Origin of the sequence: Halococcus thailandensis JCM 13552 (assembly GCF_000336715.1) — an archaeon.
Taxonomy (GTDB): Archaea; Halobacteriota; Halobacteria; order Halobacteriales; family Halococcaceae; genus Halococcus; species Halococcus thailandensis.
This window is the reverse complement of sequence record NZ_AOMF01000159.1, coordinates 14,609-39,332: the sequence shown is the minus strand read 5'-3', so window position 1 is coordinate 39,332 and position 24,724 is coordinate 14,609. Positions and strand designations below refer to the sequence as shown.

General features: G+C 65.5%; 27 protein-coding genes and 1 pseudogene. 16 read left to right on the top strand and 12 right to left on the bottom strand.

Annotated elements, in window-relative coordinates; all coding sequences use genetic code 11:
• Window positions 1-135 precede the first annotated feature (135 nt).
• On the top strand, window positions 136-1,284 hold the full coding sequence (locus C451_RS12115) for an acyl-CoA dehydrogenase family protein (protein WP_007740929.1): 1,149 nt from the start codon (window positions 136-138) through the stop codon (window positions 1,282-1,284).
• A gap of 15 nt (window positions 1,285-1,299) precedes the next feature.
• Here the strand turns inward: C451_RS12115 and C451_RS12110 are convergent, their stop codons facing one another.
• Both C451_RS12110 and C451_RS12105 read right to left on the bottom strand, forming a co-directional pair.
• Window positions 1,300-2,496: a GNAT family N-acetyltransferase gene (locus tag C451_RS12110; RefSeq protein WP_007740927.1), complete on the bottom strand. Its 1,197-nt coding sequence runs from the start codon at window positions 2,494-2,496 to the stop codon at window positions 1,300-1,302.
• Window positions 2,497-2,534: 38 nt separating this feature from the next.
• Window positions 2,535-3,350, bottom strand: a complete 816-nt coding sequence (locus C451_RS12105) for an undecaprenyl-diphosphate phosphatase (RefSeq protein ID WP_007740926.1) — start codon at window positions 3,348-3,350, stop codon at window positions 2,535-2,537.
• Window positions 3,351-3,461: 111 nt separating this feature from the next.
• Here C451_RS12105 and C451_RS23815 point away from each other — a divergent pair, with 111 nt between their 5' ends.
• The 9 genes from C451_RS23815 (at window position 3,462) to C451_RS12070 (ending at window position 10,611) form a co-directional block, all read left to right on the top strand.
• The gene (locus C451_RS23815) at window positions 3,462-4,019 is read left to right on the top strand and encodes a hypothetical protein (protein WP_007740924.1); all 558 of its coding nucleotides are present in this window, start codon (window positions 3,462-3,464) and stop codon (window positions 4,017-4,019) included.
• A 54-nt stretch (window positions 4,020-4,073) separates the two neighbouring features.
• A complete protein-coding gene (locus C451_RS23810; protein WP_007740922.1) occupies window positions 4,074-4,481 on the top strand; it encodes a hypothetical protein in 408 nt (135 codons plus the stop codon).
• A gap of 96 nt (window positions 4,482-4,577) precedes the next feature.
• Entirely contained in the window at window positions 4,578-4,955 is a 378-nt protein-coding gene (locus C451_RS23805; protein WP_007740920.1) for a hypothetical protein, read from the top strand.
• Between the two features lie 42 nt (window positions 4,956-4,997).
• Window positions 4,998-6,167, top strand: a complete 1,170-nt coding sequence (locus C451_RS12095) for a thiolase C-terminal domain-containing protein (protein ID WP_007740919.1) — start codon at window positions 4,998-5,000, stop codon at window positions 6,165-6,167.
• Window positions 6,167-7,555 carry a zinc ribbon domain-containing protein gene (locus C451_RS12090; protein ID WP_007740917.1) on the top strand — a complete coding sequence of 463 codons (1,389 nt, stop codon included), beginning with the start codon at window positions 6,167-6,169 and terminating at the stop codon, window positions 7,553-7,555. Before C451_RS12095 ends, C451_RS12090 begins: the two co-directional genes overlap by 1 nt.
• Before the next feature lie 162 nt (window positions 7,556-7,717).
• Window positions 7,718-8,179, top strand: coding sequence for a MaoC/PaaZ C-terminal domain-containing protein (locus tag C451_RS12085; protein WP_007740915.1), 462 nt, complete (start codon window positions 7,718-7,720; stop codon window positions 8,177-8,179).
• A 147-nt stretch (window positions 8,180-8,326) separates the two neighbouring features.
• The gene (locus tag C451_RS12080; protein ID WP_007740913.1) at window positions 8,327-9,136 is read left to right on the top strand and encodes a hypothetical protein; all 810 of its coding nucleotides are present in this window, start codon (window positions 8,327-8,329) and stop codon (window positions 9,134-9,136) included.
• A gap of 150 nt (window positions 9,137-9,286) precedes the next feature.
• Complete coding sequence (locus C451_RS12075) at window positions 9,287-10,159, top strand: amidohydrolase family protein (protein ID WP_007740912.1); 873 nt, start codon at window positions 9,287-9,289, stop codon at window positions 10,157-10,159.
• A gap of 65 nt (window positions 10,160-10,224) precedes the next feature.
• Window positions 10,225-10,611, top strand: a complete 387-nt coding sequence (locus C451_RS12070; protein ID WP_007740911.1) for a DUF2267 domain-containing protein — start codon at window positions 10,225-10,227, stop codon at window positions 10,609-10,611.
• Between the two features lies 1 nt (window position 10,612).
• Here the strand turns inward: C451_RS12070 and C451_RS12065 are convergent, their stop codons facing one another.
• Complete coding sequence (locus tag C451_RS12065) at window positions 10,613-11,272, bottom strand: helix-turn-helix domain-containing protein (protein WP_007740910.1); 660 nt, start codon at window positions 11,270-11,272, stop codon at window positions 10,613-10,615.
• 135 nt (window positions 11,273-11,407) lie between these two features.
• Window positions 11,408-12,856 (bottom strand): potassium channel family protein, encoded by a 1,449-nt coding sequence (locus C451_RS12060; RefSeq protein ID WP_007740909.1) that lies wholly within the window; start codon window positions 12,854-12,856, stop codon window positions 11,408-11,410.
• A 205-nt stretch (window positions 12,857-13,061) separates the two neighbouring features.
• On the opposite strand from C451_RS12060, the gene C451_RS12055 reads away from it, so the two are divergent.
• Both C451_RS12055 and C451_RS23800 read left to right on the top strand, forming a co-directional pair.
• Entirely contained in the window at window positions 13,062-14,399 is a 1,338-nt protein-coding gene (locus C451_RS12055) for an ISH6-like element ISHth1 family transposase (protein WP_007740908.1), read from the top strand.
• A gap of 26 nt (window positions 14,400-14,425) precedes the next feature.
• Window positions 14,426-15,367: pseudogene (locus C451_RS23800) on the top strand (ISH6 family transposase); the annotation flags it as partial.
• Here the strand turns inward: C451_RS23800 and C451_RS12045 are convergent.
• Together C451_RS12045 and C451_RS12040 are read right to left on the bottom strand one after the other, a co-directional pair.
• Window positions 15,308-15,619 (bottom strand): hypothetical protein, encoded by a 312-nt coding sequence (locus tag C451_RS12045; RefSeq protein ID WP_206536691.1) that lies wholly within the window; start codon window positions 15,617-15,619, stop codon window positions 15,308-15,310. The pseudogene C451_RS23800 and the gene C451_RS12045 overlap by 60 nt on opposite strands.
• A gap of 75 nt (window positions 15,620-15,694) precedes the next feature.
• On the bottom strand, window positions 15,695-15,877 hold the full coding sequence (locus C451_RS12040) for a hypothetical protein (RefSeq protein WP_007740903.1): 183 nt from the start codon (window positions 15,875-15,877) through the stop codon (window positions 15,695-15,697).
• Window positions 15,878-15,964: 87 nt separating this feature from the next.
• Between C451_RS12040 and C451_RS12035 the strand changes: the two genes are divergently transcribed.
• The 3 genes from C451_RS12035 to eif1A all read left to right on the top strand — a co-directional run bounded on the left by C451_RS12035 (window position 15,965) and on the right by eif1A (window position 17,291).
• On the top strand, window positions 15,965-16,342 hold the full coding sequence (locus C451_RS12035; protein ID WP_007740901.1) for a hypothetical protein: 378 nt from the start codon (window positions 15,965-15,967) through the stop codon (window positions 16,340-16,342).
• A 93-nt stretch (window positions 16,343-16,435) separates the two neighbouring features.
• Complete coding sequence (locus tag C451_RS12030; protein ID WP_007740900.1) at window positions 16,436-16,918, top strand: GNAT family N-acetyltransferase; 483 nt, start codon at window positions 16,436-16,438, stop codon at window positions 16,916-16,918.
• Between the two features lie 88 nt (window positions 16,919-17,006).
• Window positions 17,007-17,291, top strand: coding sequence for a translation initiation factor eIF-1A (gene eif1A, locus C451_RS12025; protein ID WP_004052190.1), 285 nt, complete (start codon window positions 17,007-17,009; stop codon window positions 17,289-17,291).
• 5 nt (window positions 17,292-17,296) lie between these two features.
• On the opposite strand, the gene C451_RS12020 is transcribed toward eif1A, so the two are convergent.
• The 4 genes from C451_RS12020 to C451_RS12005 form a co-directional block, all read right to left on the bottom strand.
• The gene (locus C451_RS12020; RefSeq protein WP_007740898.1) at window positions 17,297-18,862 is read right to left on the bottom strand and encodes an acyl CoA:acetate/3-ketoacid CoA transferase; all 1,566 of its coding nucleotides are present in this window, start codon (window positions 18,860-18,862) and stop codon (window positions 17,297-17,299) included.
• A gap of 67 nt (window positions 18,863-18,929) precedes the next feature.
• Complete coding sequence (locus C451_RS12015) at window positions 18,930-19,997, bottom strand: ABC transporter ATP-binding protein (RefSeq protein WP_007740897.1); 1,068 nt, start codon at window positions 19,995-19,997, stop codon at window positions 18,930-18,932.
• Window positions 19,994-20,809, bottom strand: a complete 816-nt coding sequence (locus C451_RS12010; RefSeq protein ID WP_007740896.1) for an ABC transporter permease — start codon at window positions 20,807-20,809, stop codon at window positions 19,994-19,996. The genes C451_RS12015 and C451_RS12010 overlap by 4 nt, the downstream gene beginning before the upstream one ends.
• Window positions 20,810-21,955, bottom strand: coding sequence for an extracellular solute-binding protein (locus C451_RS12005; RefSeq protein ID WP_007740895.1), 1,146 nt, complete (start codon window positions 21,953-21,955; stop codon window positions 20,810-20,812).
• Window positions 21,956-22,018: 63 nt separating this feature from the next.
• Here C451_RS12005 and C451_RS12000 point away from each other — a divergent pair, with 63 nt between their 5' ends.
• Window positions 22,019-22,735 carry a TOBE domain-containing protein gene (locus C451_RS12000; protein ID WP_007740892.1) on the top strand — a complete coding sequence of 239 codons (717 nt, stop codon included), beginning with the start codon at window positions 22,019-22,021 and terminating at the stop codon, window positions 22,733-22,735.
• A 57-nt stretch (window positions 22,736-22,792) separates the two neighbouring features.
• On the opposite strand, the gene C451_RS11995 is transcribed toward C451_RS12000, so the two are convergent.
• Window positions 22,793-24,061, bottom strand: coding sequence for a digeranylgeranylglycerophospholipid reductase (locus C451_RS11995; protein ID WP_007740890.1), 1,269 nt, complete (start codon window positions 24,059-24,061; stop codon window positions 22,793-22,795).
• A gap of 63 nt (window positions 24,062-24,124) precedes the next feature.
• Window positions 24,125-24,580, bottom strand: a complete 456-nt coding sequence (locus C451_RS11990; protein WP_007740889.1) for a ferritin-like domain-containing protein — start codon at window positions 24,578-24,580, stop codon at window positions 24,125-24,127.
• Between the last annotated feature and the right edge of the window lie 144 nt (window positions 24,581-24,724).

Here is a 24,724-nt window from a genome sequence, read left to right as displayed (position 1 = left end):
GGGAACCCGTGTGCAACGAGTAGCCGTTCGCATCACGGCTGCGGGTCAGTTCCGTCCGACGGTACGACCGACAACTCGCCGTGACTCGTTGCCGGTTTACACGAGTTATTTGCGTCGCGCTCCCGTCTTGGGGACATGGAGCTACTGGACGAGTCGATCGTTCCCGAACACGCTCGCGAGGTCAAACAGGACGCTCGCGAGTTCGCCGACGAACACATCGCCCCGAACGCCGAGGAGTACTTCCGGACGGGCGAGTATCCCTGGGAGATCCTCGAAGCCGGACAGGAGGCGGGGCTGGTCGCCCAGGACATCAACGAAGATCTCGGCGGGCGCGATCTCGACCTGGAGCAGATGCTCGCCATCGGCGAGGAGTTCTACAGGGCCGACGCGGGAATCGCGCTCACGCTTCAGTTGGCGAGTTTCGGCGCGGAGATCGTCGAGAAATACGGTAACGAGGACCAGCACGAGGAGTATCTTCGGCCGGTCGCCGAATGCGAGCAGATCACCGGATTGGCCGTTTCGGAGCCCCAGACCGGCAGCGATCTCGCCGGGATGCAGACCACCGCCGAGAAGGACGGCGACGAGTGGGTTCTCAACGGCGAGAAATACTGGGTCGGCAACGCCGTCGAGGGCGACTGGCTCACCGTCTACGCCAAGAGCGGCGACTCCGACGACCGCTACTCGAACTACTCGATGTTCATCGTGCCCACGGACGCACCGGGCTACGAGGCCGAGCATATCCCCGAGAAGATGGGCTTTCGCGCCTCGAAACAGGGTCACATCTTCTTCGAGGACTGTCGGATTCCCGAGGAGAACCTCATCGGCAACGAGGGGACCGGTTTCTACATGCTCGCCGAGTTCTTCAACCACGGTCGCGTCGTCGTCGGTGGACATGGGTTGGGACTCGCTGCGGCAGCCATCGAGGAGGCCTGGGAGTTCGTCCACGACCGCGACGCCTTCAACCGCGAGATCAGCGAGTTTCAGGCTGTCCAGCACGATCTCTCGGACATGCTCATCGAGTTCGAGAGCGCTCGGGCGCTCAACTGGCGCGCCGCCGAGAAGGTCGCCAATCAGGACAACGCGGGCTACTGGGCCGCACTCGCCAAGGCAAACTCGACGGAGACGGCCGTCGACTGTGCCGAGACCGGCATGCAGCTCCACGGCGGGCGCTCGGTGTTGACCGAGAACCGTATCGCGCGCGTCTACCGTGATTGTCGGATCCCCGTCATCTACGAGGGCGCGAACGCCGTCCAGCGCAACCTGATCTACAGCCAGCGCCAGTAGGTGGCCACTCGCCGCTCAGAAGTCTTCACTGAGAATCACGTCTCGTGGCGGGAACATCGCCGCGAGACGTGCCGCCGTCTCCTCCGATTCGACGGTGAGGTCGCCAGCCATCCTCGCGTGTTCGACCGAGAAGTGGCCGACGAACAGCTGTGAGAGCGTCGTGATCGCGATACGTGCATCCGGAAATTCGTCGACTGGAGTGCAAGTCGCTGCGCCGTCCTGCACCGCGAGCGCGAACGTGTCGTCGTTCCACGCGGCGGTCGGATCGTCGACCGAGAGCACGACGCGCCCCTCGGCAGCGGCGGGATAGTCGAGAGCGGAAAGCGCAGCCTCGACGTCGACGATCCGGACCATCCCGCCGGGGATCAGTTCGCAATCGACGGCGCGGGGATCGTCGGCGAGATCGGCCAGCGGCCAGTTGGCTCGGCCACGGATACGGACGCGATCGACCTGTGAATCGTGGTAGAACAGAAATCGCAGGAGATCGAGGAACGCTGCGTTGTCGATCGCGTTGCACTCCTTCACTCGCATCGTGCACCCATCGTCGGCGTCGATGTGGTAGACGACGTACCCCCCGAGGTCGCCATCGTGCTCGACGCCGTAGACGTAGGGGTCGTTCTCGCGACCGGTGAAAACTCGATCGCGCCACCACGCCTCGCTGCGGCGCATCCAGAGCGAGACGCCCTCGCCGGCGGCCGCGAGCACCGGGTCCATCGCCGCGAAATCGTCGGCATCGAGTCGGCGAAACTCCCCGTCGCGTTCGGTTTCGGCCGCGAAGGCGAGCGCCTCCGGATCACACTCGTAGATCGCGGTAGTGCCGGCCTGTGCCCAGCCGTACTGTCGGTAGAAGGCGTACTCGAACGGCCAGAGCGCCGAGAGATACTGATCACGCTCACGATACTCGACGAGCGATTCGCTAAGCAGGCGGGCGATCAGTCCCTGTCGACGGTTCTCCGGTGGCGTGGCGACACCCGCGAGCCCCGCCAGCGGATGCTCGCCACCGCGCACCGTGGTCGTGAACCAGTGATGGGCACCAGTACAGAGCAGTTCCTCGCCGTCGAAGAGACCGCGGCGCGCGCCGTGTTTCGCCCGTCGCGGCAGCTCGTCGACGCTTTCGACAGGCTCCGTCGGCTCGGCGGGACTGAAGGCGTACTGCTGGATCGCCCGAAACTCGTCGATCCGGTCGTCGGGCACCGGGCGGTAGGTGGGCATGGGATGCCTGCGATCCGAACGGTGAAATAGCCACTCGGTCAGACGAGGAAGACGCCGCCGCCGACCACCGCGAGCGCGCCGAGACCGACACAGACCAGCCAGAACGAGACGCGTTCGACCAGTCGCATCAGCGCGTCGATCGTCAGGTAGCCGACGACCGCACTCGTCAGGAGCGCGACGGCGGCCATCGCGGGCGAGATCGCCGGGATCCCATCGCTGAGCGTCGTGATCGCCCCCGCGCCGAGCGCTGCCGGGATCGAGAGCAGAAAGGAGAGCCGGAACGACGACGGACCGTCGTGGCCCCGGAGGAGGAGCGCGCTCGCGGTCGTCCCCGATCGGGAGACGCCCGGCAGGATCGCCAGTCCCTGGAGTCCGCCCACGAGCACCGCATCGACGAGATCCGGCGTTCCGCGCCGTCCGCCACGGCCCTCGACCCCGCGCTGGACGAAGCCCGTGACGATCAGCAGGACACCGATGAGTGCGACGAACGCCCCGCCGGCGAGCTGGCTGACGAGCTCTTCGAGGGCGACGTATGCAGGTAGTCCAACCACACCGGTCGCGAGCGTGGCGACGACGAGGAAAGTGAGTTCGGAGCGATCGCGGTCGAACGCCCGATCGGGTCGCCAGTTTGGAATCTCGCCGAGCAGGGCCGCGACCTCGTCGCGGTAGTAGGCGAGCGCCGAGAGTGCGGTGCCAGCATGAAGGAAAAGCGACAACTGGACGGCGACCGTCGGCGAGACGTTTTCGACGACCGTCAGATACAGCGTGATGTTCCCCTCGCTCGATATCGGCAGCCACTCGAAGATGCCCTGCAGGATTCCGACGATGAGCGACAGCGCGACCGAGGGGTCCATGTTCGACCGGCCACGGGCCCCGGATAAAGGCGGTTCGATCGTCACCGCGATATCACTCCGAAAACCGATAGATGTATGTGGGGATGCGACCTATATTGTCAGAGTATAGACGTGAGTGGACATCTCGCCGAGCGGTTCGGGACGGCCGGCAACGCCCTGGCGGTCGGCGAGAGCGAGGTGCGAACCTACGTGTGGACGGCACTGCTGCTGACCGCACTGATCGCCGTCTGCGTACCCGTGGTCGCCGTGGTGAGCGGTCTCCCGACCCCGGTGCTCGTCGTCGTCGCTGGCCTCTGCTATCTCGCGGTCGTGTTCGCGAGCGGACACGCTCTCACGGGGCTCGCGAGCGCCGCCATCGTCCTCACACTGTTTGATATCTCCACGACGCTCGTCGAGGGGCCCGGCATCGCGACGATCGACGTGATGGCCGCCGACGTCGTCACCGTCCCGCTGCTGTTCGTCCTCCTCTACGAGTTTCTCGACGACCGACCCTCGGTGGGGTTCAACGGGCGGTCGATCGCGACGTTCGGGCTGGTCGGGTTCGTCGCCTGGACGTTCGTCGCCGGCCTCGTCGCCAACGGTGGCTCGACGGGGGCCGGTGTCATGTACGCCATCGAGCAGTTGCGCAATCTCATCGTGTTCGCCGTCGCCGCGCTGATCGTCCACTGATCGGACATCCGCTGTGTCGTCTACCCGTTTCTCGTCGCCGTCGCGGGCAACCTGTTGCTCTCGCTCGCGCAGATCGTCAACGAGGGGATGCTCGGCTTCCCGTTTCTCGGCGAACCGCCCGATCGCTATCTGCGCTCGTTTATGCTCGGCTCGTTCGAGATCGCGACCGGCTTCTACGCGGGCGGGTTCGTCGGCCACGGCCGCGAACTGGTGATGGTGCTGTTGCTCGCGCTCCCGCTCGCGGTCGCCGTCACGATCCGGCGGGCGTGGCTCTCGCCGTTCGTCGCGGCTGCGGCCACCGTTTCTGTGCTCTCGATTCGCGTCGCCGACACGGACGCTGGCTGGGCGACGCTCATCCTGCTCGGACTCGGTTTCGGCGCATGTCTCACCCTCTGGCTGCTCGTCACCGCGAAGCGACGCCATTCGATCGCCGTGACGGCTGTCTCTTATACACATCTCTGATNNGATACGCTGGCGATACGGATCGAGGAGTACGTCACGGCGATCCAGCTCGCGGTCAAATATCCGCTGTTCGGCATCGGCGGGAAGAACTTCTACGTGTTTTCGGAGCGCTACGGGCTGCCGGCGGATCTCGGCGTCCACAACACCATCCTGTCGAACCTCGCCGCGACGGGGTTCGTCGGCGGTGGCCTCTATCTCCTCGCCATTCTCACCGTGGCGTTCGTCGCGTTCCGACTGATCGTGAGCACTGAGGGCGTCGAGCGTCTGCTGTGGATCGCCATGCTCTGTTCGATGGCCACCTTCCACGCCTACTCCTCGTGGATGGCGGCCTACCACTGGACGGTCGGCAACGCGGCGTTCTGGCTGCTCGCCGGCGCGACGATCGGCGCGGCGAGTCGCCGCTATCGGAGCTGGCCGACGAACGCCGAGGTGGCGGAGGAAGGGCTGTCGACGACGGGTCGCGTCCAGGGCTGACCCCACCGAGCGGTTTTACCGATCCGCAGCGATACCGTTCGCATGCGCGATGCATACGTCGTCGGCGCGGGCCAGTCGCCGTTCGGCTCGTTTCCGGACGCGACCTATCGTTCGCTGTTCGAGACGGCCTTCGACCGCGCGCTCGACAGCACCAGCGGGGCGTTCGATCCAGACCGCATCGACGAGGCCTTCCTCGGAACGCTCGGCGTCGGCGGCCGTCAGATCGGTCTGAGCGCGCCGGCCGTCACCGAACACGTCGGCCTCCACACGACCCCGACGACGCGCGTCGAGAACGCCTGTGCGGCCGGTGGCTACGCGTTCCGATCGGCGGTCACGGCGGTGCAGTCGGGCCGGGCCGACGTCGCCCTCGCCGGCGGCTACGAGGTGATGACCGACACGAGCGCCGACCAGACCAGATGGTGGCTCGGCGTGAGCGGCGACACCGAGTACGAGCGCCTCAGCGGGACGACCTTTGCGGGGGTGTACGCCCAGATGGCGAACGCCTACTTCCACGAGTACGACGCGGACCCGGACGCACTCGCACGAGTCGCCGTCAAAAATCACGCCAACGGGGCCGAGAACCCGAACGCACACCTCGGATTCGCCTGTTCGATGGCCGACGCGACCGATGCGCCGCCGGTGGCCGAACCGTTGAACCGCTATCACTGCTGTCCGATCTCCGACGGGGCGAGCGCTGTCCTCGTCGTCTCGGCGGACGTCGCCGAGGAGTTCGCCCCCGTTCGCGTCGCGGGTGTCGGCGCGGCGAGCGGTCGTGTCGGCCTGTTCGAGCGTGACACCCTCACCTCGATCCCAGCGAGCGCGGCTGCCGCCGAGCGCGCGTACGAGCAAGCGGGAATCGATTCCGAAGACGTGGATTTCGCCGAGGTGCACGACTGCTTCGCCATCGCCGAACTGCTGGCCTACGAGGATCTCGGCTTCTGCGAGCGTGGTGAGGCAGGGATACTCCTCGACGACGGGCGGACCGATCCCGACGGCGAACTGCCCGTCAACACATCGGGCGGGCTGAAATCGAAAGGCCATCCGATCGGCGCGACCGGCACCGGACAGCTCGTCGAGCTGTTCGAGCAGTTCCAGGACCGCGCACACGTCCAGGTCGATTCACCCGACATCGGTCTCGCGCACAACGTCGGCGGGAGCGGCGGCGGGGCTACGGTGACGGTTCTCGAACGTACGGACGTGGGAGGGGCGTAATGAGGGGTATCGATGCCGCTGCGGTCTCTCTCCCGCGCTACCGGCTTGCCGGCGAGGCGGTCGAAGAGGCATGGGGCCGAAATCCGCACCGAGAGATGGTGGTGCCCAGGGCCGACGAGGACGCCTTCACGATGGGCATCGCTGCGGCCGAGCGGCTGTTCGAGAGAGGCATTGAGCGCGAGGCGATCGAACACGTCGCCCTCGCGAGCACGACACCACCACTGGACGAGGGGCTGTTCGCACCGCGACTCGGGCGTGCACTCGGGCTGGGACGGAACGTGGAAACGAGCGAGCACACCGGGAGCACGCTCGCCGGTGCCGAGGCGTTCTCGCGGGCGCTCGACGCCGACGGACCGGCGCTCGTGGTCGTATCGGACTGCCCTGCCGGCGATCCGGCCGACGGGTGGGGTGCCGGCGCGGTCGCGCTCCTCGTCGCCGACGAGGCCGCCGTCGGAGTTCCCGAACGGGCATGGCATGCGGACGAGTATCCCGGACTCCGCTATCGCGAGCGTGGTTCGGAGGATGTGGCGTCGATCGGCGTCACGACGTACGAACGGGACGCGATCCGCGAATGCGTGACCGGGGCCGCCTCACAACTCGACAGTATCGGAAGCGTCGCGCACGCAGCACTCCACCAGCCCGACGCACGGATGCCGGGTCGCATCGCGAACGATCTCCCGATCGACGACGAGGCGGTCGAGCACGGCACCGTCGTCGATCGAGTGGGCGATGCCGGCGCGGCCACCGTCTTCCTGGGACTGGCTCGCGCGCTCGGGGGTGCCGACGCGGACGACCGGACGCTCGCGGGCGTGTTCGGTAGCGGCGGCGCAGGAGCGGCGTTCGTCCTCGATGGCGGCCTCGATGTCGCGGGGCTCGTCGACGGTGAGATTCCCGACGGCGAGCGGATCTCATACACGAACGCCCTCCGCAAGCGTGGTGTGCTCGACGAGGAGGAAGTCGCGGGCGGCGGCGCGCGCGTCAGCCTCCCGACGTGGCGCGGGAGCCTCGACCAGCGCTACCGACTCCGAGCCGGGCGCTGTCCCGACTGCGAGACGGTGGCGTTCCCGCCGGAAGGTGCCTGTCCGCACTGCGGTTCGCGAGCCGATTACGAGCCGTACGACCTGCCGCGCGTCGGCGTCGTGAGGGCGCGAACGGTCGTCGGACAGGGCGGCGCACCACCCGAATTCGCCGCTCAGCAGCGCCGCGACGGTGCCTACGGCGTCGTCGTGGTCGGGTTCGAGGGAATCGACGCGACGCTGCCGGCACAGCTCACCGACTGCGATCCCGAATCGGTGGCGATCGGCGACGAACTCCGGGCCGTCGTCCGCCGGATCTACGAACAGGAGGGAATCGGGCGCTACGGCGTGAAGTTCGTCCCGACCGCGTAATCGTGCGTCGTCGACCGGTGCGGTCGGAATGAGTGTGATTGAGAGGAAGGGTGATGAAGGAAAGGATGGAGACAGAGGGGGGGGGGAGAAGGGTTGAGGTGAAGGGGGAAGGAGGGCTGTATCAGCAGTGGGTTTCATATACCACACCGTCGATGATTGCGTATGCCATACAGTTACGAACCACACTACTTCGAGGATCTCGACGTCGGCCAGACCTTCGAGAGCGCCGGACGAACGGTCACGGAGACGGATTTCGCCCTCCACTCGATGTTCACCGGCGACTGGACCGAACTCCACACGAACAAGGAGTATTCCGAAGACGGTCCGTTCGGCGAACGTATCGCCCAGGGACCGATGACGTTCATCCTCTCGACGGGTCTGTTCCAGCGCACGGGGATCGTCGAACGGACCGTGGTGGCGTTTCTCGGGATGAACTACATGGACCTCCCCAGCGCGGTGCGAATCGGGGAGACGATCAGCTGTGAGTTCGAGGTGGCCGAGAAGCGCGATCTGGAGAGCCGCGACGATGCCGGCCTCGTCGTCGTCGACGTCGTGACCTCCAACCACGAAGGAGAGGTAAAACTAGAGGGAGACATGAAATTCCTGTTCAAGAACAGGGAGTGAGCGTCAGCACCCATTGGCACCGGGGCAGGGATTCGCGAACGAAACGCCTGCAAGAGTAACACTGTTTCCTGCGAGGTAAACTCTGATTTTTCTAAATTCTCAGCGCAGAAAGGGAACCTTCATGTATTGTATGAGCGGATCAGTGCTATGCAACGACGTCGAGTCCTGACTGGTCTCATAGCAGGTGCCTCGCTCCTCGCTGGCTGTAGTAGTACCGACGGCGGGAGCGGCGACAACGCTACCCAATCCACGAACGGCTCCGATACGACGGGCAACGAGTCGACCACGATGACGGTCGCGACCACGATGACCGAAACTGCACGGGAGACCGCCACTCGGACACGAACGCAAACCCGGACTGCCACTACAACTCCTACCCCGACCGAGACGGCGACATCTCGACCCACGTCAGCAACCACGGCTGCCGAGACGGCAGCGATGGCCACGACCATGCGGTCGATGGAGATCGACCTCTCGGATCGCGAGACCTACAGCAGCGACACCTACCCGTACACGATCGAGTATCCGACCGAGTGGCGGATCGACGAAACCGATCCCACGGAGGTTTCGTTCACGAGTCCGTCCACACCCGGCGAGCTCACCATCTACATCAGCGAGGATGCGCCGTCGTCGGTGACGCTCGAACAGGCGACGGATCAGTTCCTGAGCGGCTATCAGCAGTCCGCCGGGGACAGCGATCTGGAACACGAAACGCTCGGTCGGCGCGAGGTCACGCTCCCGAACGAGTACGATGCCGTCTCTCTCGATCTGCGACTCAGTTCGCCCGACGTCGCCGTGCGTATTCGACAGAACGCGGTTCTCACGCTCGTCGGCGATACCCTCTATACCGCCGCGACCACCCTCCCGGAACCGGCGTACTCCTCGTCGGTCGATCAGCAGACGGAGGAGATGTTGCTGTCGCTGACAGTCAGTGAGGACGCGTCGATCTCGGTGTGACAAACCTGTTCGGCATCGCGTGACTCGATTGCCGGATCGAGATCGTGACGATCCGGAACAGATACCGACATCGGTGACGGTTCCGCCGCCGTTGCGCCGATCGTCCGCCGCCACACAGCTATTTATCCGATGGCTACGAGACGTGTGAACATGGCCGATCTCGACCTGCTCGACGAGCCACGCGCCATCGACACCCATGCCCACCAGCCGACCAGCGAGTTCCTCCACGACGCCGGCGGCGAGATGATGCGTGACGCGGCCGGCAAGTTCGGCACCGAACTCGAAACGTGGGGTTACGAGGAGATGCGCGAGGAGTACCACGCGGCCGGCATCCGCCACGCCGTCCTTCTGGGGTGGGATGCCGAAACGAACACTGGTAACCCACCCGTCGAGAACGACTACGTCGCCGAAGTGCGCGACGAGTATCCCGACTTCTTCACCGGGTTCGCGAGCGTCGATCCGCTCAAAGACGACTGTGTCGCGGAGGCCGAACGCGCGATCGAGGAGCTCGACCTCTCGGGGTTCAAGTTCCAGCAGATCGCTCAGGGATTCGATCCGAGCGCGCCGGAGCACGACGAACTCTGGAAGACGATCGAGGATCTCGGCGTTCCGGTCGTCTTCCACGGCGGCAACTCGACGCTCGGGGCCGGCGCGCCTGGCGGGCGCGGGCTGCGGGTCCGGCACGGCAACCCGCTACTCGTCGACGATGTAGCGGCGCGCTTTCCGGACATGCAGATCCTGCTCGCCCATCCGGCCTTCCCGTGGGAGAAAGAACAGCTCGCCATCTGCCAGCAGAAGGGCAACGTCTACATGGATCTCTCGGGCTGGCTCCCCAAGTACATCGACGAGCAGGTGCTCCAGTACGCCGGCTCGCTGCTCCGCGACAAGGTGATGTTCGGCACCGACTACCCGATGATCCGCCCCGAGGCGTGGCTCGAATCGTTCGCCGAGCACACCGATTTCTCCGAAGAAACCCAGCGCAAGCTCCTCTGGGAGAACGCCGAGGACTTTCTCGGACTCTGAGCGAGGGAAACGAGACCGTCGCTTGCAGGCAGCACGCCGAACTGCGCTGTGGGCGACGAGCCGACATGGACGACGAGCAGTTCTTCGCCGACGTGGAATCGCGCGCCGATCTCGATTCGCGGGAGCAGGTCGTCGCGGTGGCCGAATCGGTGCTCGACGTGCTCGGCGAACGGCTCGATACGACTGACGCGCTCGCCGACGAACTCCCGGAGAACCTCGCGGCGGCGCTCGACGGCGCTGGCCAGGAGGCCGCCGGGTTCACGCCCGAGGAGTTCGTCGACTGGGTGCGCGAGGCCGAACGCGAGAAAACGACCGACGTCGACGTCGATCGGGCACGACTCCACACCCAGGCCGTTCTCGAGAGCCTCGCACAGTCGGTCGAGGGCACGACCTGGAACGACGTTCGTGGCCAGCTCCCCGACGAGTACGAGCGCCTCTATCGGGCGGGCTAGTTCACTCGTCCGAGCGCGTGCCCATCAGGATCGTGTCCTCGGCCAGCACCCGCTGGGCACGGCGCAGCCGTTCGGAGAGCGCCTGATGGGAGATGCCGAGCTCGTCGGCGAGCGTGGAGACGTCGGTCTCGCGTGGCACCGAGAAGTAGCCCTGCTCGGTCGCCAGCCGGAGCGCCTCGTACTGCTTTTCGGTGAGGCCGTGCCGGCCGACCGGGTTGCCGTCCATCTCGCGGATCGTCTCGACCTCGAAAGTGAGCCCGTTCTCGTCACAGAAATCGTAGGTCTCGGAGAGCGATTCGCGGGTCGGGTAGAGAACGCGGAGATACCACCAGCCATCGGCCCCGTAGGCGTCGAGGATCGTCGCCTCCACACCGGTGAGCATCTGGAGGACGAGCTGGATGTCGGCGATCCACTCCATCCGATAGAGCGATTCGGTGTCGAGATCGCTCAGCAGCGTCGGATCGCCGACGCTCGGATCGTCGGCGAGCGCCGCCTCGTAGCGCTCGGCGTCGCTCCCGCGGAGCCAGACCAGCGGCATGACGACGTCGTCGCCGGTCTCGACGATGCGCTCGATCTCGCACTCGATATCGGGGTCTGCCGTGAGTGTCTCGTAGAGGGCGAACTCGCCGGCCGGTACGCGTCCCTTGACGACTGTCGCCATCGATACACGGAGTACCGGGAGCAAACGGATAAATCAGCGGGATCGGGCGTCACGTGGCGGAGCGGTCGGAACGCCGCATCCCCGTGCCGCTCACATCCTTGGACCGGACGCGGCTCAACACGACCGGTGATCGAATCACGACGCCGGTTCGGTCGGCGAGACGTCGAACCGTTTCTCGAAGCGCTGGATCGCCTCATCGGTGCCGACGATGACGAGCCGTTCGTCGCCCGCGAACGTCCGGTGGGGATCGACGGTGCTGGAGAGTCCATCGTCGCCCGTGACGGCGATCACCCGACAGCCGGTCGTCTCGGCGAGCTCCGATTCGGCGAGCGTCGAGCCAGCGAAAGGGGCCGCGGCAACGCGGACGAGGCGGATCTGGCTCGCGGGCGCGAGCACGTCCTCGCCACGGAGCTCCTTCGCGATCATCCGCGCGCTCACGCGGGGCACCGAGAGAACGTAGTCAGCACCGGCGCTCAGCGCCTTCGCCGTCGCGTCCGTGTCGCTCACCCGAGCCAGGACTTCGATCTCCGGGTTCAGCGATCGTGCCAGAACGGTGGTCAGCAACACCGCCGAGTCGTCGGGCAGGCCGACGATGATCGCGTCGGCGGCGTCGATGCCGGCGGCCGCGAGCGTCGCCTTCTCGCCGGCGTCGCCGACGACGTCGACCGCTTCGCCGTCCTCGATATCGACGGTCACGCTGTCGACGCCCGATTCGGAAAGCGTCGCTCGCGCGGCTTCGCCGACCTCGCCGAGCCCGGCGAGGACGATGCGGTCGTGCCGGCGCGACGACCGCCGGGGACCGGTGAACTCGCTCACCGCCTCCAGGGCATCGTGATCACCCGAGACGAGCAACACGGTGTTCTGCCGGACGATCGCGTCCGGCGACGGCGGCAGCTGGAGCTCGCCGTCGATCCACGCGCCGACGACGTTCGCTCCCGTCTCCTCCCGGATGTTCGAGTTCTCGATCCGCGTTCCGATCAGTCGGCTCTCGGGATGAACGGGGATCTCGGTCACCTCGATGTCGCCGCCGAGAACCGTCGTCTCGGTGAGCTGCGAGCTGAACGAGGAGACCGCCATCTCGGCGAGCCGATGGCCCAGGATCCCGCGCGGCGAGAGGACCGTATCCGCCCCGCAGTCGAGAAGCACGTCCCGCATCCCGTCGTCGTCGGTGAGGACGATGGTCTCGATATCCGGGCGCAGCGAGCGCGCCGTCAGGATCGTATCGACGTTCGCGTCGCCCGCATCGGCGATGACCGCCCGCGCGGTGTCGATGCCGGCGCGCTCGAAGGCCGCGGCCTCCTGTGGGGAGCCGTCGATGACGGAGTAGCCCTCGTCGGAGAGCTCTCTGGCGTTCTCCGCGTCGGACGAGAGCAGCACGTAGTCGATACCGAGCTCTCCGAGTTCGTCGAGCAACACGGCCGAGTCGCGGCGGTACTCACAGATGATGACGTGGTCGTCTTTGGGTGTGAGTCGATCGTCGAGATCGACCTCGGTCTCGCTGAACAGCGGGATGACGATCAGTCGGAGGGTGAAGAAGCCGATCCCGACGCCGGAGATCTGGGCAAAGGCGACGAACAGATACATGAAGGGATGAGTCCACAGCCCCGAATCCTGGGTCGTGTCGCAAAGCGGTCTAGACTTCGGTAGCAACTGACTCCCTTCAGGAGGGGGTTGTCTCTGGTGACCAAACCGAGACCACCNGGTGGTGTCGCAAAGCGGTCTAGACTTCGGTAGCAACTGACTCCTCTCAGGAAGGGGTTGTCTCTGGTGACCAAACCGAGACCACCCCATGCACGCTGAAATCAACGTGCGGTTCGAACTCAGTATCGACGACAACAAAACCATACCGCTCGCCGCACTCGCCGAGTTCGTCACCGACCAGAACATCGAATCGGCACTCCTCGAAGAGCTCGTCGAGAGCCTCGACGCGAGCCGCGTCGAGGCGCTCTGTGGCGAAAAATACGCCCACGGCAACGGTGACCAGCGGTTCCAGCGCCGCGGCACCGACCCCCGCACAGCCGTTACAACCGCCGGCGAGCACGAGTTCGACCTCCACTACGTCGAAGATACAGCCGCTGACCACGACGAACCGAGCTATCTTCGGCCCGTCGAAGACGTCGTCGACTTCGACGGGCAGAACCGCTATCAACAGGATATCGCGGCCAAGAGCGTTGATCTCGCTACCTCTCTCAGCTATCGGGATGCCGCCGATCACGGCGACGGCTTCGTTTCGATGCCGTCGCCAGATACCATCAACCGCCGTGCCAAAGAATACGGCAGCAAACTCAAGCAGTTCCTTCCGGACTGTGTTGGCGGAACGGACGCTGACGCTGTCATCGCCGACGGGACGAAGTGCCACAGCCAGGACGAAGACCGCTCGTACCACTCCGTCCAAGCAACGCTTGGCGAGGATACCGCCGCGGACTCACGATCCCTGCTGGATCTGTCGGTCAACGCTGACTGGAACGAGACAGCAGCTGCTCTCGATGACATCGACGCAGTCACTGACGACGCTGCGGTCGTCAGTGACGCTGATGGTAATATCGTCACGGCGTTTACCGACGAAAGCCGCGAGCATCAGCTCGATCTTGTTCACGTTGGCCGGACGCTGGGCTACAATCTCTGGGATGACGGCGTGTTCCCCCTGGAGCGGCGCACCGAGATCATCACGGAAGTGATCGACGAGGTGTTCCATCTGAAGAACTCGGTTGCCAAGCACCTTCCTGAAGAGGAGTTCGCGGCGATCCGCGAGCGGATCGCGCGAACGACCAAGCGTATTGAGAAGACAGCGTGGCAGCTCTCGCAGTATGGTTCGGGGAAGGCCGCAAGGTATCTCCGGCGGTGGCTGCCGTCGATTGTGACGTTCGCCGAACAGGCTCTTGAGGGGTTCGAGGTGCCGTGGACCTCGAACCCCGTGGAACGAGCGATGGGAGAAGTCTCCAAGCGCTGCAAGAACCAGTGGATGCGCTGGACAGAGGCTGGGTTAGAGGCGTTACTCCAACTCAGGCTCGTGAAGTACGCCAATCCAGACCACTACCGAACGTTCTTCGACGAACTCCTCAACCGATCAACCAAAACAACCATGAGCTGTGACCTCACAGTCGAGGCTACCAGAGGCAAAGTCTAGAGGACTTTGCGACACGACCAATTCGNACCATCAACCGCCGTGCCAAAGAATACGGCAGCAAGCTCAAGCAGTTCCTTCCTGACTGTGTTGCCGGAACGGACGCTGACGCGATTATTGCCGACGGAACGAAGTGTCACAGCCAAGACGAAGATCGCTCGTACCACTCCGTTCAAGCAACGCTCGGCGAGGATACTGCTGAGGACTCACGGTCCCTGCTGGATCTGTCGATCAACGCTGACTGGGACGAGACAGCGGCCGCTCTCGATGACATCGGCGCAGTCACTGACGACGCTACGGTCGTCAGTGACGCTGATGACAGTATNACAGCGGCCGCTCTCGATGACATCGGCGCAGTCACTGACGACGCTACGGTCGTCAGTGACGCTGATGACAGTATCGTCACGGCATTTACCGACGAAACACGCGAGCATCAGCTTGATCTCGTCCACGTCGGCCGGACGCTGGGCTACAATCTCTGGGATGACGGCGTGTTCTCCTTGGAGCGGCGAACCGAGATCGTCACAGAAGTGATCGACGAGGTGTTCCATCTGAAGAACTCGGTTGCCAAGCACCGTCCCGAGGAAGAGTTCGCGGCGATCCGCGAACGGATCGCGCGAACGACCAAGCGCATTGAGAAGACAGCGTGGCAACTCTCGCAGTTCGGTTCGAGGAAGGCTGCGGGGTATCTCCGGCGGTGGTTGCCGTCGATGGTGACGTTCGCCGAGCAGGCTCTTGAGGGGTTCGAGGTGCCGTGGACCTCGACCCCCGTGGAACGAGCGATGGGAGAGGTGGNGAACCAGTGGATGCGGTGGACAGAGGCCGGATTAGAAGCATTGCTCCAACTTAGACTCGTGAAGTACGCCAATCCAGGCCACTACCGAACATTCTTCGACGAACTCCTCAACCGATCAACCAAAACAACCATGAGCTGTGACCTCACAGTCGAGGCTACCAGAGGCAAAGTCTAGAGGACTTTGCGACGCGACCGAATCCTGGCCGTAGCCGGTCGTCGTCATCGTCTGGATGACGAACTCGAACGACGCGACGATCGACTGATCGACCCCTTCGAGCCGCGCCAGCGCGACGTTGTAGACGATCGTGTAGAGGACGATGAGCGTCCCGAGCCCGACGAAGTAGTAGACGACGCGCCGGTTTCGTCGGGAGAACTCGATGTCGGAGAGCGACTCGGGAAGCGAGAGCATCGTATCTCTGTGAGACAAATCACGCATCCGGGCAAAAAGCGTTCGTCCTCGTGTCGTATAGCGTGGATATGAGGTCGAACGAACGTTCGCCAGTTACTGCTCGTCGGTCGTTGCTGCGCCGTCGCCGGTATCGTCCTCGCCGGTGCCACTCAGAAACCGTCGCTTGACGAACCGGATCCCGAGGATCACGCCACCGCCGGCGGCCAGCGCCCCGGGGATGCCGTATCGTTTGTAGCCCTTCTTCGCCGCTTTCATCGCTGCCGTGCTGCCGAGCATGGTGTCCGTGTCGGCGGCCGACGGAAAAGCGCGCTGCCTGCATCACCCGGATACAGGTTCGAGAAGTCGTATCCCGAGCCGGACACGATGGCCCGCTCACGTCGCCGGTTCCTCGCCGCGCTCCCGATCGCCGTCGGCCTCGATCTCGGCGGCTGTCTCACGCTCGATCCGACGATAAACGCCGACACCGCGGGGTCGGCCGTTTTCGAGGAGATCGCGACCGACGAATCGTGGGCGAGCGGTCGCGTCCGAGCTTCGATCACGCTCGCCGCGAACGCGACGAGCGACCAGGACGTCACCGATCTGACGGTGACGACCGAGAGCGGCACGAGCTTCGACTCGACGAGCGTCAGCAACAGCCAGACCCGCGGGCACACCCTCTACCTTCCGGCGGGCGCAACGTCTCGTACTCTCACTCGGTCATTGGTCAGTAGTCACACGTACCCTGTCGCCACCGAATGCTAAACGGATGCTTTCGACAGTTCCATCCCGGCGAGTGACATGCTCAGTGCTGGCAGCGTCGCAATGGCTATACAGTTTCATGCTGTACGTCATCGTATGACAATACGCGAGGCTGCGACCGACGATGCCGAGGCAATCACGGCGATCGCACGGGAATCGTGGAGCCACGACTACCCCGACATCCTGAGCCGCGACACGGCCGAACAGGGCGTCGAGGAGTGGTACGCACCCGAAACGATCAGCACCGAGATCGACAGCGACGACGCGGTCGTGCCGGTGGCCGAACGCGACGACGAGGTGGTCGGGTTCGCCCACGCCGTCGAGGACGAGACCGGCGGCACAGTGCTCAGAGTCTACGTCGCGCCCGATCACCGGGGCGACGGCATCGGCAGCGATCTGCTCGATTACGCCCGCCAGCGGCTCGTCGACCGCGGTGCCGGGCGGCTGCGGGCGATGGTGCTCGCCGAAAACGAACCGGGCAACGAGTTCTATCGAGAGCTCGGCTTCGAGCTGCGCGAGCGAAACGAAACCCGCATCGGGGGAGAGACCTATCGGGAGAACGTCTATCTCGATCTGTGAGTGGCGCAGCCGATCGGCCCGACGACGGGGTGGAGAGCGCGACCGGCGATTCCCAACGGCTTAACCGTCTGCCGTTCCTATCGAGCACATGAGCGAAGAATCCGGGCGGAAGGATCTCCGCATGCCCGACGACAACGAGGTGTTCGCCGTCGTGACCCAGCACAACGGCGGCAATCACGTCCAGCTCCGGTGTATGGACGGCAAAGAGCGCATGGGCCGGATCCCCGGCCGCATGAAGTATCGCGTCTGGATCAACGAGGGCGACGTCGTGCTCGTCGAACCCTGGGACTGGCAGGACGAGAAGGGGACCATCGAGTGGCGCTACTCCGATCAGGACGCCGATCAGCTCCGCCGCGAAGGTCACATCGAGTAGTCGTTTTATTCCGACCGGACGAACTCGGTCAGCGCCATCGGCTCCGCACGGAACAGCCGCGCGTCCATCTCCGAGAGATCGTCGGCGACGGTCGGCGCGAACGCCATCCGGTCGACGACGTCGCTCTCGATATCGACACCCGGCGCGATCTCGGTGAGCACGATGCCCTCCTCCCCGAGTTCGAAGACGGCCCGCTCGGTGACGAAGACGACCGGCTGGTCGGTTTCGAGCGCGTAGTCGCCGCTGAAGGTGACCTGCTCGACGCGCTCGACGAACTTCGACGCTCCGTCCTCGCCCTCGACGGCGAGCCGTCCGTCGCCGACGGACACCGAGGAGTCGCCGGTCGTGAGCGTGCCACAGAAGACCACCTTCGCGGCGTTCTGGGTGATGTTGATGAACCCACCACAGCCCGGCAGCCGCGAGCCGAACCGGCTGACGTTGACGTTGCCGTCGCGGTCGGCCTGTGCGATGCCGAGATAGCCGATATCGAGTCCGCCCCCGTCGTAGAAGTCGAACTGCTCTGGCGAACTCACGAGCGCGTCGTGGTTGCTGGCGGTCCCGAAGTCGATACCGCCGGACGGCGAGCCGCCGATGGGGCCCGCTTCCACAGTTTGAATGATCTCGTCGCTGACGCCGCCGGCGGCCGCGACGGCTGGAATCGCCTCGGGCACGCCGACCCCGAGGTTCACCACGGCGTCGGGCACCAGTTCCATCGCCGCCCGGCGTGCGACGACCGTCCGCGCGGTCAGCGACGTTTCCTCGGCCGTCGAGTCGTGCGGTGGCCGGACCTCGCCGCTCAACGCACCGCTGTAGTCGGTCCCGTACGTTTGCGTGTGATCTTCGGCGGGGGCTTCGACGACCGTATCGACGACGATGCCCGGGATGTCGACCTCGCGTGCGCCGAGCGAGCCTGACTCGGTGACGCGCTCGACCTGTGCGATGACGGTCCCACCGGCATTGTGGGCGGCCTGTGCGGTCGCCAGCATGTTCGCCGTGAGCGCCTCGCGCTCCATCGAGACGTTGCCGCGCTCGTCGGCGGTCGTCCCACGGATCAACGCGACGTCGGGCGCTATCGCGTGATAGAAGAGATACTCCTCGCCGTCGAGCGTGACGACCTCGACGAGATCCTCGGTCGTCGCGTCGTTGACCTTCCCGCCCGTTCGCCGCGGGTCGACGAACGTTCGCAGTCCGACGGTCGTCACCGTCCCCGGTTTGCCGGCCGCGGCGTCGCGCAGCAGGTGGTCCATCGCGCCGAAGGGCAGGTTGTAGGCCTCGACGTCGCCGGCGACGATGCGCTCCATGAGCCGCGGGACGAACCCCCAGTGGCTGCCGATGACCCGTTCGAGCATCCCGTCGCGTGCGAGATGGGAGACGCCGTGGCCCTGCCGGTCGCCCTCGGCTGCGGGATGGTACAGCGTGAGGTCACCGGGCGACCCCGTTTGCGCATAGCGCTCGCCGAGCGCCGAGAGCAGGTGTTCGGGGATTCCGACGGCGACGAACCCGCCGACGGCGACCGTATCGCCTGTGGCGACCGCCTCGACGGCCGCGTCGGCAGGACGAACGAGAGACATACCTCTCCCGTCTCCGGTTCGGGACATAGACGTGTCGATACCGCCCGCTGCTCGTCTACCAGTCGATTCACCGGCGGGCGGGGCCTATCGCTGAACACTCCTCGACGCCACCGATGACGTGGATGGCGTCGGCCGGCAATGCCAGCCGCACCCGATCGCGCTCGTCGAGTCCCGCGCGCTCGTAGGCGGGCGGCGAGAGCGCGAGGCGCACGGCCTCGTCGCCACCGTCGGGGACGACGTCGAGCAGGTAGCCATCACCCTCGAAGACACGTCGGGTGATCGCTCCCTCGACGGAATTTCTCGTTTCGTCGGCGGCGAGTGTGACGTACTCGGGACGGATGCAGAACTGGACCGTCTCGCCGACAGTCGCCCCACCGATGGCGGCGTCGAGTCGGCGGCCGTTCCAGTCGAGTGCGCGGCCCGTTCCGGTTTCGACGACTGCTCCCCGAAACAGGTTGGTGCTGCCGGTGAACGAGGCGACGAACGGCGTCGCGGGGTGGGCGAACACCTCGTCGGGCGTGTCGAGCTGGAGCAGTTCCCCGTCGGCGATCACCGCGAGTCGGTCGCCGATGGCGGTCGCCTCGCGCTGGTCGTGAGTGACGTAGATGACGGGCACGTCGAGCGAGGCGAGCAGCGGCCGGAGCTCGTCGCGGAGCCGGCGCTTGATCGGCGCGTCGAGGTTGGCAAGCGGTTCGTCGAGCAGCAGCGCATCGGGATCGGCCGCCAGCGAGCGCGCGAGCGCGACCCGCTGGCGCTCGCCGCCCGATAGCGTGTCCGCGCGCTGATCGAGAACGGCATCGATTTCGAGCGCGTCGGCGAGCTCTTCCACCCGCTTCTCCGAACTCGCGGCGTAGGCGACGTTCTCGCGAGCGGTCATATGGGGGAAGAGCGCGCCGTCTTGGAATACCAGCACCGTACCACGCTTTTCGGGTGGTCGACCGGTGAGATCCAGTCCGCCGAGCGAGATCGTGCCGGCGTCGGGGGTGACCGTGCCCGCGATCGTCGAGAGCAGGGTGGTCTTGCCACAGCCCGACGGCCCGAGCACCGAGAGTACCTCCTCGTCGACCGCGAGATCGATCGGGCCGAGCTCGAACGCGCCGTGGGATCTCCGCATGCCGTCGACGACAAGGGTCATTGCCACGGGTTGGCCGCGACGGTGTTGAGAATTGCGAGCGCTGCAACCGAGATGAGCAGCAGGAGAACGGCGATCGGATAGGCGTTGTCGAGCCCGAGCTCGATGAACGAGACCCAGATCTGGACCGGCATCGTCCGAGGGTAGTACGAGAGCATCATCGTCGCGCCGAACTCGCCCATCGCCCGCGCGAAGGTGAGCGTCACGCCGGCGGCGATCCCCGGCATGGCGAGCGGCAGCGTCACGTTCCGAGCTGTCGTCCACCGGCCCTTGCCGAGCGAGCGCGAGGCGTGTTCGAGCGTTCGATCGACGCCCTCGAAGGCCGCCTTCGCCGTGACGACGACGAACGGCGAGGCCACGAAGGTTTGAGCGAGCACCACGCCGGCGAGCGAGCGCGTGAGCGGCACGCCGGCGCTGGCCGCGGCCGCACCGATCGGTGCGCCGGGACCGAACACCGTGAGCAGGACGATCCCGCCGACTGTCGGCGGGAGCACCAGAGGAAGGACGACGACTCCCAGCACGGCGTTCGTCCAGCCCGATTCGCTCCGTGCGAGCCAGTACGCGAGCGGCAGGCCGAACACGGTGGCGACGGTCGTGCTGATCGACGCCGACAGCAACGACGTCGTCGCCGCGTCCACGACCGTCGAGTCGGTCATCCGGGCGAGGATCTCACCCGGCGGTACCGACAGGAACAGCGAGACCAGCGGCGTGAGATAGTAGAGACACAACACGCCCCCGAGGACGAGCGCCACGGTGAGCCAGTCGAAGCCGAACAGCGTCGTCCGCGATCGTGCCGCGTCGGTGCGTGTCGCCATTCAGATCAGGACCGTGATGTCCGATACCGTCGCGGATAGTTCCACCGGGCTCTCGCCGAGCGCGGACTGGGATCCCGCGGTTTCGGTGCTGCCGGAGCGGTTTTCGGTCGATTGCGTCCCGCCGGATTCGTTACCACCCGAGCCGCCAGTCGCCCGTTGCACACGCTGTGGCACGTCCCCCTCGTACATCGGGAACTGGTCACGCAGGAGGAACCCGTGTTCGTCGAGGTAGTCGCCGGTCGTGTGGGCAGCGAACACGTCGAGAGCGGCGTCGCTCATATTCCGGATCGTCGACCCGTAGCTGATGAGCCCTCCCTGGAGCGTCTGATCGGTCGGAAGCGTGTACGAGACCGTCGAGTACCAGTCCGTCTCGTATTTGGGGTTACTCAGGTCGATTTGATCGGGGAGATCGATATACTCGTAGTCGCGCTCGACGGCCATGTTGCGGTAGGCGATCGCGGCGTCGATCGACCCGCTCTCGAACTGACTGATGAGCGCCGTCTCGGGGAAGATCTGCTCCTTCTGCAGTATCTTCTCTCGGAGGTTCGACGCATCGTCGTAGTACCGCGAAGCGAGTTCGAGGGTGAACAGCGTGCGATAGCCGAGCGGGTCCTGGTCCGGGTCGGTGCGGCCGATGCGCACGTCGTCGCTGGCCAACGCGTCGTACCAGTTTTCGGAGCCCGCCTCGGCGAGGCGCTTGCCACCCTCAGTGTCGGGGTTGTAGGCGATGACGACGGCGTTGCTCGTGAACACCGAGTACCAGGGCGGTGAGAGAGGGTCCTCGAACAGCGCCGCGTCGGCGACGCTCACGATGTCGGGGTCGCGCTTGCCCTCGTCGATCATGCGCGCGACCGTCGCCGATCCGTGGGACTCGACGTTCACCGGGACGTCGACGGCGGGTTCGAGACCGTTCGACAGCGCGTTCTGGAGGCTGCCGGCCGCGAGGATCGCGATCGTCGTCGACGTTCCGCTTCCACTGCTGCCGTCCGTACCGGCACGACCGTCAGTGTCCGAACCGTCGGCGGTGCCGGTAGGGTCACCGCTGCCGACACAGCCCGCCGCGCCCGCGAGTCCGACCGCACCGACCGCTCCGGCCGCCCGTAGGAGATCGCGACGCGAGCGTCCGCCGGACCGTTGTTCTCTCATGGACACAACCCTCTCTTCACGGCCCCGTGATAAGCGTTTTGCCGGTTCGCACGAACCGATCGCATGGACCTCGAGGCGGGTTTCGACGCACAGCTCGACAAATCGGGGGTGGGGTTCGACGAGCGCGACGCGGGCCTCCTCCGGGCGATCGACGACCACGGCTCGCTCAACGCGGCCGCCGGCGCGCTCGGGCGATCGTACTCGCGCTCACAGCGCCGCGTCGTCGAACTGGAGGAGGCGTTCGGCCCGCTGGTCGTCCGCGAACGGGGCGGTTCGGGAGGTGGCGGCAGCACGCTGACCGACGGCGCTCGCGACCTCCTCGCGGCGTTCGAGCGCCTCACTGCCGAATTCACGGGCGTCGCCGAGGTCGAGGAGACGGTACTCGACGGAACGGTCGTCGAGCGCGACGGCGAACTCGCCACCGTCGAGACGCCCGCCGGAACCGTTCGTGCGATCGTTCCAACAGGGAGCCGCCGGGTCCGTCTCGCCATCCGTGCCGACGCCGTCACGCTCCACACACCTGGGGCGCTGCCCGACCGCGAGACGAGTGCTCGCAATCGGTATCGAGGGACGGTCAGTACCATCGAGAGCGGTGACGCACTCGCCCGGGTCGCGCTCGACATTGGGGACGACACACGGCTGACCGCGCTCGTGACGCGCGAGAGCATCGCCACGCTCGCGCTCTCGCCCGGCGACGAGGCGGTCGCCTCGTTCAAGGCGACGGCGACGCGGGCGATTCCGGCACAGCGGGACGCAACCGACGAACGGACCGACGACTGAGCGGTGATGTCGGTCGGTGAGCGAAAGCGGCAGTTCGTCAAGAGAGGGAAAGAATACTCAGTCGGACAGCAGCGAGCGGGGACCGGGGAGCAGCTGGCCGATGAGCTCGCGGTGCTCGGCGACGAAATCACGCAGCAGTGGGATGTCGCCGACGTGGAAGAGTTTCGCCAGCGCGAGCGGGTTGCCCGCGTTGGCCGACGAGAGCGTGTCGCCGCTGAGCCGGCGGAGGTCGCGGATGAAGCGGTTGTACCGCTCGGTCGGGGCGTAGTAGATCAGATGCGTCATGAGCAGCCGCATCGCCGCCTTCGGAGCCACGTTGCGGTGCCAGAGCATGTCGTAGATCGTCATCTCGTCGGCCGAGGTGTCCATCTGGCCGGTGAAACAGCGATCGGCCGTGACGGCCGCTGCACGCCCCGAACGCATGCACTTGTCGATGCCCTGTCCCCAGAGCGGATCGACCGAGGGGACGGTGTCACCGATCGCCATGAACCGATCGGTGCTGAGCTGTTTCGGCGGCTGGATGTGTGCCGAGCCACGATGCTGGCTGTCGTCGATGCGGGTGGCTTCGGCGAACCGTGGATCGTCGTCGAGCCACCGTGCGAGCGCGTCGTCGATGCGGACGCGGTCGTCGGTCGGACTGTATTTCTCGTTCTGGATGAAACAGAGTCCGACTTTTGCCGTGTCGGCACCGGTGTGGAAGATCCACGCGTAGCCACCCGGTGCGAAATCGTGATCGAGTCGGAGCATCATCGAATCGTTGAGATCGGCGTAGCCGGGGTAGTCGAGCGCCACGCCCTCGTACTCCCACTCGATGCCGATCGCCTGGCGTTTCCGTTCGAGGTCACTCACCCCGAGGGCCTTCGCCAGCGGCGCGGCCGGTCCGGTGGCATCGATCACGATGTCGGCGTACACCTCCTCGCCGCCGTCGTAGCGCACGCCGGCGATCTCGCCGTTCTCGACGATGGGCTGGGAGACCCGGGAGTCGAAGCGGTAGGTCGCGCCGTGTTCGCGGCCGTCACGGACGAGATATCGCTTGAAATCGGCGAACTCCAGCACCGCACCGGGCTGGGTCAGCTGGAAGTTCTCGTCGGGCGATTCGAGGACGACGCTGTCGGTGTAGTGCATCACCACGTCGTCGGGGATGCCGAACGACCCCATCATCGAAGGGAAGGTTCCGCCGGTGGACTTGTTGCTCTGTGCGGGGAACGTTCCCTCGGGTTCGGTCTCCAGGACGAGCACTTCGTAGCCGCGCTCGGCGAGATCCCTGGCACACTGTGCACCAGCGGGACCCGCGCCGGCGATGACGACGTCGTATCGCTCGGACATGAACGCCGTTCGGATCGGTGTGCTATTTAGTCTTGCTGGCCACACCCGCCGTGTGCCTGTGACTCACTCCCGGTAGCCCTTGCGGAAACTCCGGAACTCGCTCCGGTGTGACTCCTCGTCGCTGAGGATGTCGATCGCGAGATCCTCGGTCACGGGATCGTCGGCATCGCGGGCAGCCTCCAGCAGCGACCGGTAGGTGTCGATGGCCGCCTGTTCGTACTCGATCACGCCGTCGATCACGCTCAGGACGTCGGCGGTATCGTCGGGCGGCTGAAGCGCCTCCTGTTCCGGTTCGAACTCGAAGGAGGCCGGCGGCTGGGCGTCGAGTTCCTTCAGCCGTTTGCCGAGACGCTCGGCGTGGAGCAGCTCCTCCTGTTTGGCGTCGGTGCGAAGGCTGTCCTTGACCTCGGCGGCGCTGACGCCGTCGAGCACCGACGCGTTCGTCAGGTAGTTCATCACCGTCTCCATCTCGTCGTTGTAGGCGCTGCGGAGTAGCTCGATCACTCGGTCGTTCGTCATAGCCTCACGTAGACGAACCTATTACTTATATCATTGGTTATTTTTTCTTCACGACTCGGACGTTTCGACCCGTTCTATGGCAATCTTTTTGGTGGTATGGCGACAGTACCGTGTGGGAGTGAGTTACTCCCACAGGAGACACTC